The 14,221-nt window shown below is 72.0% G+C and carries 13 protein-coding genes and 1 pseudogene; 7 read left to right on the forward strand and 7 right to left on the reverse strand.

Annotation, left to right across the window (positions count from 1 at the left end; translation table 11 throughout):
- Positions 1 to 86 precede the first annotated feature (86 nt).
- From ABZ404_RS08510 to ABZ404_RS08520, 3 genes are all read right to left on the reverse strand, one after another.
- A complete protein-coding gene (locus tag ABZ404_RS08510; RefSeq protein WP_358831873.1) occupies positions 87 to 461 on the reverse strand; it encodes a VOC family protein in 375 nt (124 codons plus the stop codon).
- Positions 462 to 668: 207 nt separating this feature from the next.
- Entirely contained in the window at positions 669 to 1,607 is a 939-nt protein-coding gene (locus ABZ404_RS08515) for an MBL fold metallo-hydrolase (protein WP_358831872.1), read from the reverse strand.
- A gap of 155 nt (positions 1,608 to 1,762) precedes the next feature.
- A complete protein-coding gene (locus ABZ404_RS08520; protein ID WP_358831876.1) occupies positions 1,763 to 2,347 on the reverse strand; it encodes a TetR family transcriptional regulator in 585 nt (194 codons plus the stop codon).
- A gap of 103 nt (positions 2,348 to 2,450) precedes the next feature.
- Here ABZ404_RS08520 and ABZ404_RS08525 point away from each other — a divergent pair, with 103 nt between their 5' ends.
- The 3 genes from ABZ404_RS08525 (at position 2,451) to ABZ404_RS08535 (ending at position 5,240) form a co-directional block, all read left to right on the forward strand.
- A complete protein-coding gene (locus ABZ404_RS08525) occupies positions 2,451 to 3,389 on the forward strand; it encodes an oxidoreductase (RefSeq protein ID WP_358831871.1) in 939 nt (312 codons plus the stop codon).
- Positions 3,390 to 3,495: 106 nt separating this feature from the next.
- Positions 3,496 to 4,296, forward strand: coding sequence for a class I SAM-dependent methyltransferase (locus ABZ404_RS08530; protein ID WP_358831875.1), 801 nt, complete (start codon positions 3,496 to 3,498; stop codon positions 4,294 to 4,296).
- A 314-nt stretch (positions 4,297 to 4,610) separates the two neighbouring features.
- Positions 4,611 to 5,240, forward strand: a complete 630-nt coding sequence (locus ABZ404_RS08535; RefSeq protein ID WP_358831870.1) for a TetR/AcrR family transcriptional regulator — start codon at positions 4,611 to 4,613, stop codon at positions 5,238 to 5,240.
- Positions 5,241 to 5,256: 16 nt separating this feature from the next.
- On the opposite strand, the gene ABZ404_RS08540 is transcribed toward ABZ404_RS08535, so the two are convergent.
- Together ABZ404_RS08540 and ABZ404_RS08545 are read right to left on the reverse strand one after the other, a co-directional pair.
- Entirely contained in the window at positions 5,257 to 5,568 is a 312-nt protein-coding gene (locus tag ABZ404_RS08540; RefSeq protein ID WP_358831869.1) for a beta-propeller fold lactonase family protein, read from the reverse strand.
- A 256-nt stretch (positions 5,569 to 5,824) separates the two neighbouring features.
- Positions 5,825 to 6,055, reverse strand: a pseudogene (locus ABZ404_RS08545) (ABC transporter permease); the annotation flags it as partial.
- A gap of 105 nt (positions 6,056 to 6,160) precedes the next feature.
- On the opposite strand from ABZ404_RS08545, the gene ABZ404_RS08550 reads away from it, so the two are divergent.
- Positions 6,161 to 6,901 (forward strand): SDR family oxidoreductase, encoded by a 741-nt coding sequence (locus tag ABZ404_RS08550; protein ID WP_358831868.1) that lies wholly within the window; start codon positions 6,161 to 6,163, stop codon positions 6,899 to 6,901.
- A 46-nt stretch (positions 6,902 to 6,947) separates the two neighbouring features.
- Here the strand turns inward: ABZ404_RS08550 and ABZ404_RS08555 are convergent, their stop codons facing one another.
- Complete coding sequence (locus ABZ404_RS08555) at positions 6,948 to 8,066, reverse strand: histidine kinase (protein ID WP_358831867.1); 1,119 nt, start codon at positions 8,064 to 8,066, stop codon at positions 6,948 to 6,950.
- Positions 8,063 to 8,767 carry a response regulator transcription factor gene (locus tag ABZ404_RS08560; protein WP_358831866.1) on the reverse strand — a complete coding sequence of 235 codons (705 nt, stop codon included), beginning with the start codon at positions 8,765 to 8,767 and terminating at the stop codon, positions 8,063 to 8,065. The genes ABZ404_RS08555 and ABZ404_RS08560 overlap by 4 nt, the downstream gene beginning before the upstream one ends.
- A 357-nt stretch (positions 8,768 to 9,124) precedes the next feature.
- Here ABZ404_RS08560 and ABZ404_RS08565 point away from each other — a divergent pair, with 357 nt between their 5' ends.
- The 3 genes from ABZ404_RS08565 to ABZ404_RS08575 all read left to right on the forward strand — a co-directional run bounded on the left by ABZ404_RS08565 (position 9,125) and on the right by ABZ404_RS08575 (position 14,221).
- Positions 9,125 to 12,025 carry an AAA family ATPase gene (locus ABZ404_RS08565; RefSeq protein WP_358831865.1) on the forward strand — a complete coding sequence of 967 codons (2,901 nt, stop codon included), beginning with the start codon at positions 9,125 to 9,127 and terminating at the stop codon, positions 12,023 to 12,025.
- A gap of 345 nt (positions 12,026 to 12,370) precedes the next feature.
- Complete coding sequence (locus ABZ404_RS08570) at positions 12,371 to 13,498, forward strand: hypothetical protein (RefSeq protein ID WP_358831864.1); 1,128 nt, start codon at positions 12,371 to 12,373, stop codon at positions 13,496 to 13,498.
- A 102-nt stretch (positions 13,499 to 13,600) separates the two neighbouring features.
- Entirely contained in the window at positions 13,601 to 14,221 is a 621-nt protein-coding gene (locus ABZ404_RS08575; RefSeq protein ID WP_358831863.1) for a helix-turn-helix domain-containing protein, read from the forward strand.

Raw genomic sequence — 14,221 nt, forward strand, 5'->3', positions numbered from 1 at the left:
TATAATAATTGATTGAGATGGTGTATTGCACCACCGGGTCGGGGGGTGGGGCGCCGGTTCGGGGCGCCCGACCACGCACTGCCTGGTCAGAGGTACGGACGGGTGATCAGCTCAATCGCATGACCAGCGGGGTCCTTGAAGTAGACACCCCGACCGCCATGCTCATGGTTGATCTCGTTCGGGCGTCGCATGTGGGGATCGGCCCAGTGCTCGGTGCCCTGGTCGCGGAGTCGCCGGTACGCCCGGTCGAAGAGCTCGTCGTCGATCAGGAACGCGTAGTGCTGCATCTGGATGTCCACGGGCGGCTCGGCGAACTGAAGCAGTACGCCGTCGGAGAGCTGGATGTTGGTGAACGGGCCCCAGGACGGTGCTTCGGGGAGTTCGAGGAGCTCGCGGAAGAAGCGGGCCGACTCGTGGCGGTCCTTGGCGGCGATGATGGTGTGGTTGAACGCGACTGACATGCAGGTGACCTCGTTGTTGTTCGGCACGGAAAGCGGACGCGCAACGCTCGTGCGTCGGGAGGTCCGCGTGCCGAACCGAGGGGGTGCCTGCCGCGCACCCGGTGGGGGATCAGCCCTCCACCGGTTGGCCCATCCGTGTGTGGCGTATCGCCGGTCCGGTGTTCACGTCGGGTGACCTTACTTGATCTCGCCAGTCGCGACAACAGGTCAGTGGTCGGGGCTCAGTTGGTGAAGAACGGCGAGTCGGCCCACAGCGGCGGCATACAAAAGGCCCGTCGTGCGGCGGGGCTCTCCGTCACGTCCCCGAGGGCCGCGGCTGCTCGGGCGGAACCGAGCTCTCGGCGACCTCCATCCACTGGTCCAGGTCGGCCTGGGTGAACTCTGTCCACGGTGGGATCTCGGGGAGTTGTCGGAGAAGTTGGTAGGCCTCGGGGATCTGGGGACCGCGGAGGACAGGGCAGTGGCAGCCGGCGATGACCTCGGCGTCCAGGTGCTGGAAGTCGGTGACGACCCTCCCGAACTTCTCCGGATCCAGCAGCGCGACCCAGGGGGGACCAGGCTGCCGCCGAAGAACTGGCCGTCGCGGAATTCGTCGGGTGACAGCGCCGCCATGTCGGGCATGGGAGTCGGCACGTTCGTGGCGAAGGTGTCGACGGACCACAGGACGTTGGTCTTCCGGTCGAAGAGAGCGCGGGTTGTGGGGTTGTCGTACAGGGGTGGCCGTTTGGCGACCAGGGTGCGATCGCCCGCGTCGATCGTGTCGCCGTCGGTCATGAAGCGGCACCGGTTGATGGGAGTCTCCCACTCCTCCGCCATGCGGCCGATGGAGAACCACGTCGTCAGCAGGGTCGCGTTCGGGCACTGGGCGAGGACCGCCAGGAGGTTGCCGGCGTGGTCGCGGTCGTCGTGGGTGAGGAAGATCCACCGTACGTCCAGCGGATCCACGACAGACCAGGCCGCCTCCAGCCACTGGGCGCGCACCGCGGGCGCCCCGGTGTCCACGAGGATCGGTTCGGCTCCTCGGATCACCATCGAGTTCATCGGGAAGTGGCCGACGGGCGGGGCCTCAAGGGCCCACGGGATGACAAACGTCTCTTCGGCGATCTTGTACGGCTGCAGAAGGTTGAACGTCTCTGTGGTTGTCATTGCTGCTCTCCCTGGCGAGTCGCCGCAACGTCCCCCAACCAGTCCAGCCCCGCACCCGGGCCGACGTCAACCGCCGGATGTGTAGTGGTTGACCGGGTGGGCGACGATCCCGCGTGGCGTATCGCAGAAACCCCTTGAACTGCTGCGAAAGCAGCTCACCTGACAGCGTCCAGCGCCGGGGCGATGGTGGCGAAGGCGCGGTTGGTGAGTTCGGCGGGGTCCTCGGAACCGTCGCTGCCGCTCCACCGTTGCAGCACGGTGTCGAAGGCGGTGAGCGCCATCCCGGCCGCCAGCCGGGGGTACAGAGCGGTATCGGGGTCGAGTCCCAGGCGCCGCGCCAGCTCTCCTGCCAGATCCTCGCGCCACTGGTCCTGGCGCTCCAGAAAACGTGCGCGCAGGGCGGGGGTGCGCAGGATCAACTGGACCACACGCAGGGCCCGGTCGGAGTGGTCGGCGCAGGCGGCCATGGAGACCCAGACGGCGTGCCGCAGGGCAACGGAAGGCCGCTCCTCGGGGGGACGCGACGCCAGCGTTGTGCGCATACCGGTACCCAGGTCGGCCAGGAACTGGACGACCACGTCCTCCTTGGAGGCGAAGTACCGGAAGAACGTCCGCTTGGACACACCTGCGGCGGCCGCGATCTCGTCGATCGTGACCGCGTCGAACCCCTTCAGCGCCAGAAGCTGGAGGGCTGCTTCGCTCAGCTCGTCGGAGACCAGCTGGCGTTTGCGCTGGGCCATGGTGACTTCAGGGCGGGAGTCCACCGGCCGATCGTACGCCATGCCATTCATGGCACTCGGTAACCTCTTGACACCGAGTGCCATAGGCGGCAGCGTGTGCCGCATGATGAAGAAGGAGCGCTGGACCGCCGATCGGATCCCGGAGCAGGCGAAGAGGGTGTTCGTCGTCACCGGGGCCAACAGCGGCCTCGGCCTGGCGACCACCCGGGCACTCGCCCGCAAGGGCGCCCGCGTGATCCTCGCGGTCCGCGACGAGGCCAAAGGCCACCGGGCCGCCGCAGCGATCGCCAGTGAGCAGCCCGGCGCCCACCTTGAGGTCCGTTGCCTCGACCTGGCCGATTTGGATTCGGTCCGGGCGTTCGCCGGTCAGTTGCGCGCCGATCACCCGAGGCTGGACGTCCTCGTCAACAACGCCGGCGTGATGGCACCGCCCCGCTCGCTGAGCGCCCAGGGGCACGAGGTGCAGTTCGCCGGCAACCACCTCGGCCACTTCGCACTCACCGGTCTGCTGCTCGACCTGCTGACCGACGGCCGTGACCCCCGCGTGGTCACGGTCAGTTCGACCAACCACCGGCAGGGACGCCTCTACTTCGACGACCTGTCCGGTGAGCGCACGTACTCGCCCATGAGGTTCTACAACCAGTCGAAGTTCGCCAACGCCGTCTTCGGATGGGAACTCCACCGGAGGCTCACCGCGGCCGGCAGTCCGGTGCGCAGTGTGCTCGCCCACCCCGGCTACACCTCCACCCATCTGCAGACAAGCGCGCCGGTCGGCATGGTGAAGATGCTGTTCGGCCACATCCTCGCCCCGCTCGCCCAGCGCGCGGAACAGGGCGCGCTTCCCCAGCTGTACGCGGCCACCGCCGCGGATGTGGAGAGCGGTGAGTTCATCGGGCCGGACGGCTTCGCCGAGCTGCGCGGTGGCCCGACGCGCGTGCGGTTGGCCACCGCGGCGGCCGACCCGCAGACCGGCCGCCGTCTGTGGGAGCTGTCGGAACAATTGACCGACGTGCGGTTCACGCTCCCGGCCCCGGGGCGCTGACCCAGGCAAAAATGCGGGTCGGCGCGGCCGGGTGGGGTTTTCCCAGGGCCGCGTTAACGTGGTGGACGTGACGGGAAACGATGCCGACCGGCGGTGGTCGGAGTCCATGCCGGCGGCCTACGAGCAGTATCTGGTCCCCGTGGTCTTCCGGCCCTTCGCCGAGGACCTGGCGGCCCGAGCGGCGGCGCTCCGCCCCCGGCGGATCCTGGAACTCGCCTCCGGCACCGGCGCGTTAACGTCGGTGTTGATCGCGGAGGTATCCGGAGCCGAAGTGACAGCCACCGACTTGAACGAGGCCATGGTCGCCTACGGGTCGGCCCGGGTACCCGATGCCATGTGGCGGCGGGCCGACGCGCAGCGGCTGCCGTTCCCGGACGGGAGCTTCGACCTGGTGGTCTGCCAGTTCGGCGTGATGTTCTTTCCCGACCGGATCGCGGCCTTCCGCGAGGTCCGCCGGGTCCTGGCTCCGGGCGGGCGGTTCCTGTTCAACACCTGGGGTCCGCTCGGTACGCACGCCTTCGGAGCCGCGTTGCAGGCAGGCCTCGAACGCGCCTTTCCGGGCGACCCGCCGCCCTTCCTCCCCACCGTCCCGCACGGCTACGCCGACCCCGCTGTCGCGGCCTCCGACCTGTCGGCCGCCGGATTCGCCGTCGAGGAGGAGCAGGAGCTGACCCTTCAGGGCCGGGCGGCCTCGGTCGCCGATGTCGCCACCGGGTTCCTCGCCGGAACGCCGGTACGCGCGGGCGTGGAGGAGCGGGGCGACGAGCAGGCCGTCCGGGACACCGTCATCGCGGAGATGACGGCCCGTCTGGGCCCCGGGCCGGTGACCGCCCCGATGACGGCGTACGTCTTCCGCGCCGCGGCCTGGACAGAAACGGCCCGGACAGAAACGGCCCGGACAGCATAGGGAAGCCTGCTGCATCTCGCGGTCGTCTTCCAACCGGGTGACAACTCCGTGCGGCCGCCGCCTCCACACAGGGCCGCCGTAAGTGCAGCGGCGGCCCGTCGTCCACCTGGATGGCGGACGGCGGCACCGACGCCCACACCACCGGCCCTGTGACGGAGGGATGCCCACGCGGCCTGTCCCGCTCCACGCCCTACGTCAGCCCAATCCTGTGGTGCCGACCGCCTTGCGGGGGATTCTGGTCGCCCACCAGCAAGCGGGCCTTCCCTTCGTACTGCGTCGTACAGCGGCGGCCCCCAGCCTGTCGAGGAGGAAGTGTGCCCGGCCCAGAAGACATCCTCGCCCCGGGCGGCGCGGACGACGACCAGCAGTTGCTGCAGCAGGTGGCCCACGCCCTGCGAGAGCTGCATCCGCAGGCATCGATGGCGCAGATCGCCCGGGAGGTGGGGGTGGCGCCGACGGAGCTCTATCGCCGCTACCCCACCAAGGACGCGCTGTTGCTGGCCCTGGCCACGTCCTTCTTCGACGGTCTCCTCAGACACGCGCAGGAGGCCCGGGCGCTGCCCGCCGAGCAGCAGTTGCAGTACTTCCTGCGGACGGTCGGCCTGCATCTGGCCACCAGCCGCAGCGTTCTGCCCCACGCCTTCGGGGAAATGTCCCTGCCCGAACAGCGTCACCAGATTTACGCGATCATCGCCGACCTCCTGGCCGGCGCCAAGGAGACCGGCCACGTTCATCCAGACACCGACGTGGCCGACATCGGCGCGATCATCTGGGGTATGCGGGGCGTCATCGAGATCACCGGGGCCCTTGCTCCCGACGCCTGGGAACGCCACCTCGACATCGCCCTCGCCGGCCTCACCAATCCCCGCCTCACCTTCAGCGGGCCGCCCATGGATGTCGACCGCCTGGACCAGGTGATCAGCGGACGCCGCCCACAACGCTGACCCGGCGCCACGCCTGTCACCTGGGGGTGATGGCGATCCCTTCGGGGTGGTGGCCGGTTTCCAGCGTCGCCCGCACCTTGGGCTGCGTGGGGTCGATCACCGTGACGGTGTCGGACTCCTCGTTGGTGACCCAGACGCGGCTGCCACCCGGACTGACCGCAAGGCCCTGCGGCGTCTTGCCCACGGGCACCCGGGCCAGGACGCGTCCTGACGTCGTCTCGATGATCAGCAGGACATCCGCGCCGGAGTCCGTGGCGTAGAGCCGCCGCCCGTCGGGGCTGACGCCCACGCCCACCGGGGCTTTGCCGACCGCCCAGGTGTCCACCACTTTGCCCGCCCCGTCTTTTGACGCCCAATGGGGACAGGGGCATGAGGATTTGTCGACAACGGTGTGGTGACGTGTGTCGCCAGGGTTGGTCATGCCGCATGCAGCGCCACCGTCGGGTGCGGTCGTGAGGCGCGGATCGCCGGATAGAGGCCCGCGAGCGCGCCGATCAGGAGCGTGGCCGTGAGGCCGCCCGCCAGGGACCAGGGTGGGAGCACCGGCGTCCGGCTTGGGACCGGTCGAAGCCGTACGTGGCCTCGTCGAGGCGGGCCGCCTGCGTGGTGACACCGGCGGTGCGCTCCTCAAGCACCACGTCACTGCGGCGGATGCGGGCGTCCACGTTGGCGGTGGCGGTGGCGTGCCGCACCGGGCCGATGCGCTCGACCATCGCCACCGCGTTCCTGGGGGGGGTGACCGGGCGGCCCGTACTGTCGTCGTCCGCCGCCTCGACCATGAGGAGGTTGGTGTCCTTGCGGTCGAGCCGGACCATCAGGTCCGCGCGGCTCGATGGGCGGTCGCGTGCGGAGCGGGCGGACGAGAGCCGGTGACCCGCGGTGGATCAGGCACAACGGCACCCGTGACAGGATCCGTAGGTATGAGCATGGAACAAGCGGATCGCCCTGTCGCCCTGGTCACCGGGTCCACCTCGGGGATCGGGGAGGCCGTCGCGCGGAGGCTGGCGGCGGACGGGATGCGGGTCGTCGTGCACTCGCGGCGCAGTGCGGAGGCCGGCGAGGCACTGGCCGCGGAGCTCGGCGGGGATTACGTGCGGGCGGACCTGGCGGTGGAGGCAGAAGCCCGGGCGCTGGTCGAGACGGTGCTTGAGCGGTGCGGGCGGCTGGACGTGCTGGTGAACAACGCGGGCATCAGCTGGCCGATCCCGCACGACGACCTCGCCGCGGCGACACCCGCCGACTGGCGGCAGCTCCTGGAGGTCAACCTCATCGCGCCCTGGGTGCTGTGCACGGCGGCGCTTCCGGCGCTGCGCCGCTCCCCCGCGGGCGGCGGCATCGTGAACATCACCAGCCACGCCGGGGTGCGGCCCAAGGGCTCGTCCGTGCCGTACGCGGCGAGCAAGGCGGCGCTCAACCACGTGACCCGGCTGCTCGCGTCCGCGCTCGGGCCCAAGGTGCGGGTCAACGCGGTCGCACCGGGGCTGGTGGACACGCCGATGACGAAGGACTGGGCGCAGGCACACGAGCTGTGGCGGGAGCGCGCGCCCATGCGCCGCCCGGCCCAGCCCGCCGACGTGGCCGACCTGGTGGCTTCGGTGATCGCCAATACGTACCTCACCGGCGAGGTCATCGTGCTCGACGGGGGGCTGAACCTGACCTGACGGTTGTGTGCGCGGCAGGGACCGGCTTGGGCCGACCGTCCTGGAGCTATCCCGAGGGGATGGGGATCGTGGCGCTGACCACGTACCCACCGGCGCTGTCCGGCCCCGCGCTGAAGAAGCCCCCCAGCAGATGCACCCGCTCGCTCAGGCCGATGAGGCCGTGCCCGCCGCTGGGCAGGTCGAGCGGGGCGGTGCCGGCTACGGCGGCGGTGTTGCGGACCTCCACTCTCAGCTCATGGCGCGCGCACCGCACCCGGACCCGGGCCCTGGCCCCCGGGGCGTGCTTGCGGACGTTGGTCAACGCCTCCTGCACGATCCGGAAAGCGGCTCGCTCCACGCCTTCCGGGCACGAGGCGCACTCCCCGTAGCCGATGTCCGCCTCGACATCCACGGCGCTCTCGGCGAGGAGCCGCGGAAGGTCCGAGAGGCGGGGCTGGGGTCTGCGCTGCGCGGAGCCCGCTCCCGCGGCCCGCAGCACGCCGACCATGTGCCGCAGTTCCTCCAGGGTCCTGACGGCAAGCGTCCGGATGGTGTCGGCGGCCTCCCGCGACGCGGAGTCGGGCGTACTCATGCGCAGTGCCCCGGCCTGCAGACTGATGAGGCTCACCTGGTGGGCGACGACGTCGTGCATCTCCCGGGCGAGCTGTGTGCGCTCCGTGGCCAGTACCTGCTCGGCCAGCAGACGGTCCTCCCTGCTGCGCCCCTCGGTGAGTTCCTTCAGCCGCGCCGTGAGCTCGCAGCGCAGGGCGACCGCGCGCCCCAGCGCGATCGCGGCGATGGGTGCCCCCAGCTTCTGCTCCAGCCAGAGCATGTTGGTCAGCCTCTCCACCAGTGCCTTGGCCTCCAGCGGGTTGGGCAGGATCTCGGCGGCGGTCACGAGCACGGCGCAGGTCGTCAGGAGCAGGCGGCTCGGCCTGAGGCGGCTGACGGTGTACAGGGCGATCAGTGCTGCCAGCCAGGCGCTGCCCGCGAACTGGCCCGGCAGGGTGAGCAGCAGCGTGGTGACCGGCATACGCAGTCGGGCGAACAGCGCAAGACCCGCCCCCAGGGACAACGCCTGCTCCAGCGTGCTCAGCTTGGCTTCCGTGATGAAGGTGTCGCCGACGGCCAGCACCACCGGTCCCAGGATGTACAGCAGACGCCACTGTGCGGGAGTGAGCGTCATACGGGGCGCCGGGGCTCGTCCGCGCGGCCGTCCACCAGTCCCGCCCGCTCCGCGACGACGGCCGCCTGCACCCGGTTGAGGCCGCCCAGTTTCCCCAGCAGCGCACTGACATGGTCCTTCACGGTGCCGTGGGCGAGGTGCAGACCGGAGGCGATCTCCGCGTTCGAGAGTCCCCGTCCGAGCAGGGTGAGCACCTCGCGTTCGCGGTCGGTGAGCCCTTCCACCGCCCGCCTCGCCTGTCCGGCGTCCCCGGTGCCCTGCACGTATCCCCCGATGACCGTGCGGGCCACCGTGGGATCGAGCGTGCTGCCGCCGGCGGCCAGCACGCGGACGGCCCGGGCGAGCTGTTCGGGCTCGGTGTCCTTGAGCAGGAAGCCGGACGCCCCGGCACGCAGGGCCGTGGCGAGGTACTCGTCCGTGTCGAACGTGGTCAGCATGGTGACGGCCGGCAGCCGCTCCCCCAGGACGGCCGTGAGCCGGCTCAGCACGGTCAGCCCGTCGACGTCGGGCATCCGGATGTCCAGCATCACCACGTCGGGCCGCTGCGCGAGGACGGTGTCCACGGCCTCGCCCCCGCAGCAGTCCGCGACCACGTCGATGTCCGGCGCTGCGGCCAGGATCATCCGCAGGCCTGAACGGACCAGCTGCTCGTCGTCGACGACGACCACGCGGATCGCCCGGTCTTCCCGTTCCGCTGCCACGGATCCGACTCTAGGCCGCAACCTGGCGGGCCGCCGTGTGAGGAGCGGGTCCTTACCCCCGCCGGGTGGCGGGGGCCGAGGGCGACGCCGGGCGGATCCCCCGGCCGGCGCCCGTGGGTCATGGTGGTTCGTGTGGTCCCCGTGCCGTACGCGTCGCCGTAAGGCCCTCACCGTGGGTCCACCCCCCTCCAGGCGCCTCCACCCGCCTCACCCCTGAGCGTATCGAGCAGCCTGGCACCTCCCGGCCATCGCCTTCTCCCGTAGACGGGCGACGTCCGCCGGCCGAGGACCCACCGCCGGACCGGCACCGCCCCCACGCGGCACGCCGACCGGACGGCGAGGAAAGGTATCTCTCGTATGTCGCACACAGGCAGTCGTACGGCGCCGGAGTCCCGGTACGGAGCGTCCCCGCTCGCGGGACGCGAGGCGGAACTGCGCGTCCTGCGCGACGGCGTCGTCGCGTCCGCGGCCGGCCACCCCTCCCTGGTCCACCTCACCGGCGAGTCGGGCATCGGCAAGACATCGCTCATCCAGGCCCTTGCGGGTACGCGTTTCGGCGTCCCGGTCCTCGTCGGCAGCGCGTGCGGCGCCCCGCTGGAGCGGGACTTCTCCTTCGGGGTGGTCCGCCGGCTGTTCGCCGACCTCCTCGCCAAGACCGACGAGCCCACCCGCCTGGCCCTGCTGGAGCTGGCGGGCCCCCCGGCGCGGCTCGTGCTGGACGAGGCCTCCCCCGACATCCGCCGCACCAGTACGTACACCACCCATCACGCGCTGTTCAGGCTCATCGCGAAGCTCGCCGAGCGCTCCGCCCTGCTCCTCGCCGTGGACGACGCCCACGCCGCCGACGCCCCGTCGATGCGCTTCCTCGCCTACGCCGCCCACCGCCTCGCCGGCCACCCCGTCACCGTGCTGCTCTCGACCACGGACGGCGAGCGGCCCTACGCGGAAGAGCCTCTTCTCGCCCTGACCGGCCAGGCCCGCGAAGTCCGGCTCGCTCCCCTGAGCGGCGAGGCGGTGGCCGAGGTCGTGCACCGGTCGACCGGGCGGGTGGACACGGAGGTCGTCGCGGCCTGCACCGAGGTGACCCGGGGTAACCCCTTCCTGCTGACCGAGCTGCTGCGCGTACTGAGGCACTCGGGCGCTCCCCTGGACGCGCTCGGCGCGGTCGAGGTGCGCAGGCTCGGCTCCCCGGCCGTGGCGGCCCGCCTGCGCGCCCGCTTTCGGGCCTGTCCCGACACCGAGGCCCTGGCCCACGCCGTGCCCGTCCTCGGTGACGGTGCCGAGTTCGACATCGCCGCCGATCTCGCGGGCCTGGAGCCGGCTCGGGCCGCGCGCGCCCTGGATACCCTCGCGTCGATGTCCGTGGTGGCCAACTCCCACCCGCTCGGCTTCACCCACTCCTTCGTCCGCACCACCGTCCTGGACAGCATTCCGGTCGGCGCGCGGCTGACCGCGCACGGGCGGGCCGCGCACCTGCTGCACGCCGCCCACGCCCCGTCCGAGCAGGTCGCCGCCCACCTGCTGCGCTCCGGGGCCTCCACCGCGCCCTGGGCGTGCGAGGAGCTGCGCGGCGCGGCCAAGCTCGCGGCGGGGCGCGGTGCCCCGGACATCGCGGCCACGTATCTGCGCCATGCGCTCAAGCAGCCCTCGGCGCCGTGTGAGCACAGCGCCATGCTGTGCGACCTGGGCACCGCCGAGCTGTCGTACGCACCCCACGACGGCATCCGCCACCTGCGCACGGCGCTGGACACCGCCACCGACGCCCGGCAGGCCGCGCAGGCGGCGCTCAAGCTCGTACCGGCGCTGTGCATGGTGTCGGCCCACGAGGAGGCGTCCCGGATCGCCGACACGGCCATCGCCGACCTCGGCGACGAGGACCCCGACCTGGCCTGGCGGCTGGAGGCGACGGCGATGACGCCGGAGTTCCTGCGGCTGCCGACCGTGCCCACCGCGCTGGCCCGCGTGGAACGCATGGAGCGGCCCGTCCTCGGGGACCTCGCGCTGCGCCGCGCCCAGCAGGGGACGGTGGCCACCATGGCGGCCTGGCGCGGAGTGGAGCGCGAGAAAGTGGTGCGCTGCACCCGTGAGGCGATCCTCAGCGCCGACCACAACTTCTTCCGGCCGCCCTCCTACTACACGCTGTTCGCCCTGGCCCGTACCGACGCCTCGGCCGCCATCGACGAGGTGTTCGCGGTCGGCGACCGGATCGCCGAGGGCAGCGGATGGCCCCGGGCCATGGCCATCATGGCGATGGCCCACGGCCTCAAGGCCGTGCACGAGGGGGACCTGCACGAGGCCGCCCGCCGTTTCGCCGCGGCGCTGGCGTCGTTCGAGGACTACGGACTCGACGTACGCGGCGACCACTGCGCCGTGACCTGCGCTGTCTGGTTCGCCGACGTACTCGTGTCCCTCGGGCGGGCGGACCGGGCGCGCGCCCTCCTGGCCCACCATCTGCGCGGGGCGGACGACGTGCCCGAGATGCTGGAGTACACGGCGCTGCTCTGCACGCGCGGCCGGCTGCTCCTGGCCGAAGGGGACGCGCGGGGCGCCGTGGACGCTCTGGAGGAGTGCGGCCGACGGGCGGCGGCGTGGCAGATGCACAATCCCGCGATCCTGCCGTGGCGCTCACTGGCCGCCGCCGCCCACACGGCACTCGGGCAGCGCGAACGGGCCCGTGAGCTGGCCGAGCAGGATCTGGCGCTGGCCCTCACCTGGGGCACCGACCGCGTCGTCGGTGTCGCCCAGCACGCACTGGCCATGGCCCTGGGCGGCGACGAGGGACACGAGCTGCTGACGACGGCGATCGCGCGTCTGGCCGCCTCCCCGCACCGCCTGGGCCGCGCTGCGGCGCTCCTGGACCTCGCGGCGCTCCAGGCCGAGAGCGGGGGCGACGAGGCCCGCGCCACGGTGGAGGAGGCGATCGCCCTGGCGTCCGCGTGCGGCGCCGAGCCGCTGGTGCGGCGCGGGGAGCGGTTGCTCGCCCAGGTGGGCGGAGGACGGCGCAGGAGCAGGCGGGGCAGCGCTCCCCTCGGCCTCACCCCGCAGGAGCATCAGATCGCGCTCGCCGCGGCGCGCGGGGCCACCAACCGGCAGATCGCCCAGGACCTGTGCGTGACCGTCCGCAACGTGGAATTCCACCTCTCCAGCGCCTATCGCAAGCTCGGGGTGAAGCGGCAGGGGCTCGGCCCGCTGCTCCTGACGGGCGGCGCCCCCGAGTCGCCGGACGCCCAGCAATTGGTCGGAGCCGGCAGCCGCTGAGCTGTCACGGTGCCTGGGCCCCTGATCGGGCCCAGGCACCTCTTTCTGACCGGCAGCGACCGCTCCCCGCCCCCGGCCCGCAGATGACGGAGGCGGCCGGTGCGCAGGTCCGGCCGCGGCCACCCGCGCGTCCGTCGGGTGGTCGGCCTTCGGTACCGAAGCACCTCAGCGGTGCCGGCCCCGTACGAGTCTGTGGTGGTGACCGTAGGGACACGGCCACCGGGCCACTGCCAGTCTCGTAGACACGAGTTGCCGATCTCGTAGACACGAGTTGCCGACCGGCCGGGACGAACACTTTCCCCCGGCAGCCCTCCCCCTCCCCCCTCCCCCTGGGATGCGCCTGCCATGTGCCCCACACACCAGAGCCCCCTCGCTCACCCGCTGTCCGCGCTGCGCAGCGCGGAAGGCCTCTCCCACGCCGGATACGCCCAGCTCGTCGCCCGCAAGCACGCCGAACTCGGCTACGGCACCATGGCAGCCCGCCGCGAGAAGATCGCCCGCTGGGAGTCGGGGAAGGTCACCCCCGAACTGACCGCACAGTTCACGATCGCCCGCCTCCACGGTGTGCCCCGCTCGGACGTACTGCGCCTGGGCTGGCCGCACTGGCTGCACCTCGCCGGCGGCTCCCCCGTGCCGCTCTGCGCACCCTGGACCGCCGAGGAGGCCCTGCGCTCCCTGCGCGCCCACTCCCGCACCCCGCAGACACCCGCGTCCGACGACGGCCACTTCACCGTCTGCGCGGACTCCGTGGAGCGACTGCTCACCCACTGGCAGGAGACGTCCCGTACACCCCCCGCACCGCCGGAACGCCCGGGCCGACGGCCGGCCGACGCCACCGTCACCGCTCTGGAAGCCCGCCACGACCAGCTCAGGCAGCTGTGCCGCACCGAGACACCCGCGACCGGCCGGGTGCTGGCGGACGCCGAGCTGCGCGTGGTCACCGAGCTGCTCCACACGGCGGGCTACGGGCCGGAGTTGGGCGCGCGTCTGATGGCGGCCACCGCCCGCGCCGCATGTCTCAGCGGCCTGCTCGCCTACGAACTCGGTGATCAGGCACGCGCGCAGACGGCCTACGTCGCGGCCCTCAGGGCCGGTGTCCTGGCCCACGGCCACGACCACGAGCCGGGGCTCTGGGTGCTGGTGCTGCTCGCCGCCCAGCAGGCCACGCAGGGAGCCCCCGCCAACGCACTGCGGCTGCTCGACCACGCCGAACCGTCCTCTCCCGCGCGAGCCGACTCCCCGCTGCCCGCGGTCGTGCACATCACGCGCAGCGCGGCCCGCACGCTTCAGGAGCAAGCCGAAAACCCCTCGCAACACCCCTCATCGGAGGCCGCGTTCACCACCGCCGATCTGGACGTACTCATCCGCCACACGTTCCTCCACGACGCCGTACCCGCCCCGGCCGTTGCCCCACAGGCACACCGAGGGCACACCCCACCCTCTGGAATCCCCTGCCACGAGCGGCTTGGCTGAATCCTGTGCCGCGACACTCCTTCCCCTCACGGCCCGCTCCGGGCAGCCCCTCCCACCCTTGACGGTCCAGCCGATCGCGTCTCCGTTCCAAGGAAGGCAACCGTGACTTTCCCGCTCACCCTCCCCGGCCCTCCCCGCCCCCACCGCCCGCTGCCCACGCGCCACCACCCCTCCCCCGCGATGGCACCGCGCACACCGTCCGGCGCGGTCCGCATCCTGCGCTGGCCCGAGCAGTCGCACCAACTCGACCAGTGCCGCGCGCAAGGCGTCCCCCGCCTGCTCCTCGTCGCACCGACCGCGCCGCCCCCGCACTGCGTCGACCAGCTGGAGGACTGGATCCGCACCCCCGCGGACCCCCAGGACGTCCAGGCCCGGCAGGCCGCGCTGCAAGTGCGGGCTGCGCCCCGTGACCCGGTGCTCGACCACCACGGGATCCTGCACTTCGCCGAGCAGTCCGTGCCGCTCGGGCAGGGCGAAGCCGATCTGGCCAGGGTGCTGCTGGCCTCCTACCGCGGCACCGTCAGCCGCGAGGACCTGACGCGGGTGATGTGGCCCGAGGGCGAGATGCCCCGCCGCAACGCCCTGGACGTACGCGTCCTGCGCCTGCGCCGGCGACTCGCCCCGCTCGGCCTGGTGATCAAGACGGTGTGGGGCAGGGGCTACATGCTCGACACCCAGCCGGACCCGCAACCCGCCCAGCGCCGTGTGCCGGGAGGCGAGTGA

Origin of the sequence: Streptomyces sp. NPDC005878, from assembly GCF_040629815.1 — a bacterium.
In the GTDB taxonomy this organism is placed as follows: Bacteria; Actinomycetota; Actinomycetes; order Streptomycetales; family Streptomycetaceae; genus Streptomyces.

Bases quoted from the DNA above. Each gene is read 5' to 3' on its own strand.
- ABZ404_RS08510 (WP_358831873.1), bottom strand. From the start codon at position 461: ATGTCAGTCGCGTTCAACCACACCATCATCGCCGCCAAGGACCGCCAC.
- ABZ404_RS08515 (WP_358831872.1), bottom strand. From the start codon at position 1,607: ATGACAACCACAGAGACGTTCAACCTTCTGCAGCCGTACAAGATCGCC.
- ABZ404_RS08520 (WP_358831876.1), bottom strand. From the start codon at position 2,347: ATGGCCCAGCGCAAACGCCAGCTGGTCTCCGACGAGCTGAGCGAAGCA.
- ABZ404_RS08525 (WP_358831871.1), top strand. From the start codon at position 2,451: ATGATGAAGAAGGAGCGCTGGACCGCCGATCGGATCCCGGAGCAGGCG.
- ABZ404_RS08530 (WP_358831875.1), top strand. From the start codon at position 3,496: ATGCCGGCGGCCTACGAGCAGTATCTGGTCCCCGTGGTCTTCCGGCCC.
- ABZ404_RS08550 (WP_358831868.1), top strand. From the start codon at position 6,161: ATGAGCATGGAACAAGCGGATCGCCCTGTCGCCCTGGTCACCGGGTCC.
- ABZ404_RS08555 (WP_358831867.1), bottom strand. From the start codon at position 8,066: ATGACGCTCACTCCCGCACAGTGGCGTCTGCTGTACATCCTGGGACCG.
- ABZ404_RS08565 (WP_358831865.1), top strand. From the start codon at position 9,125: ATGTCGCACACAGGCAGTCGTACGGCGCCGGAGTCCCGGTACGGAGCG.
- ABZ404_RS08570 (WP_358831864.1), top strand. From the start codon at position 12,371: ATGTGCCCCACACACCAGAGCCCCCTCGCTCACCCGCTGTCCGCGCTG.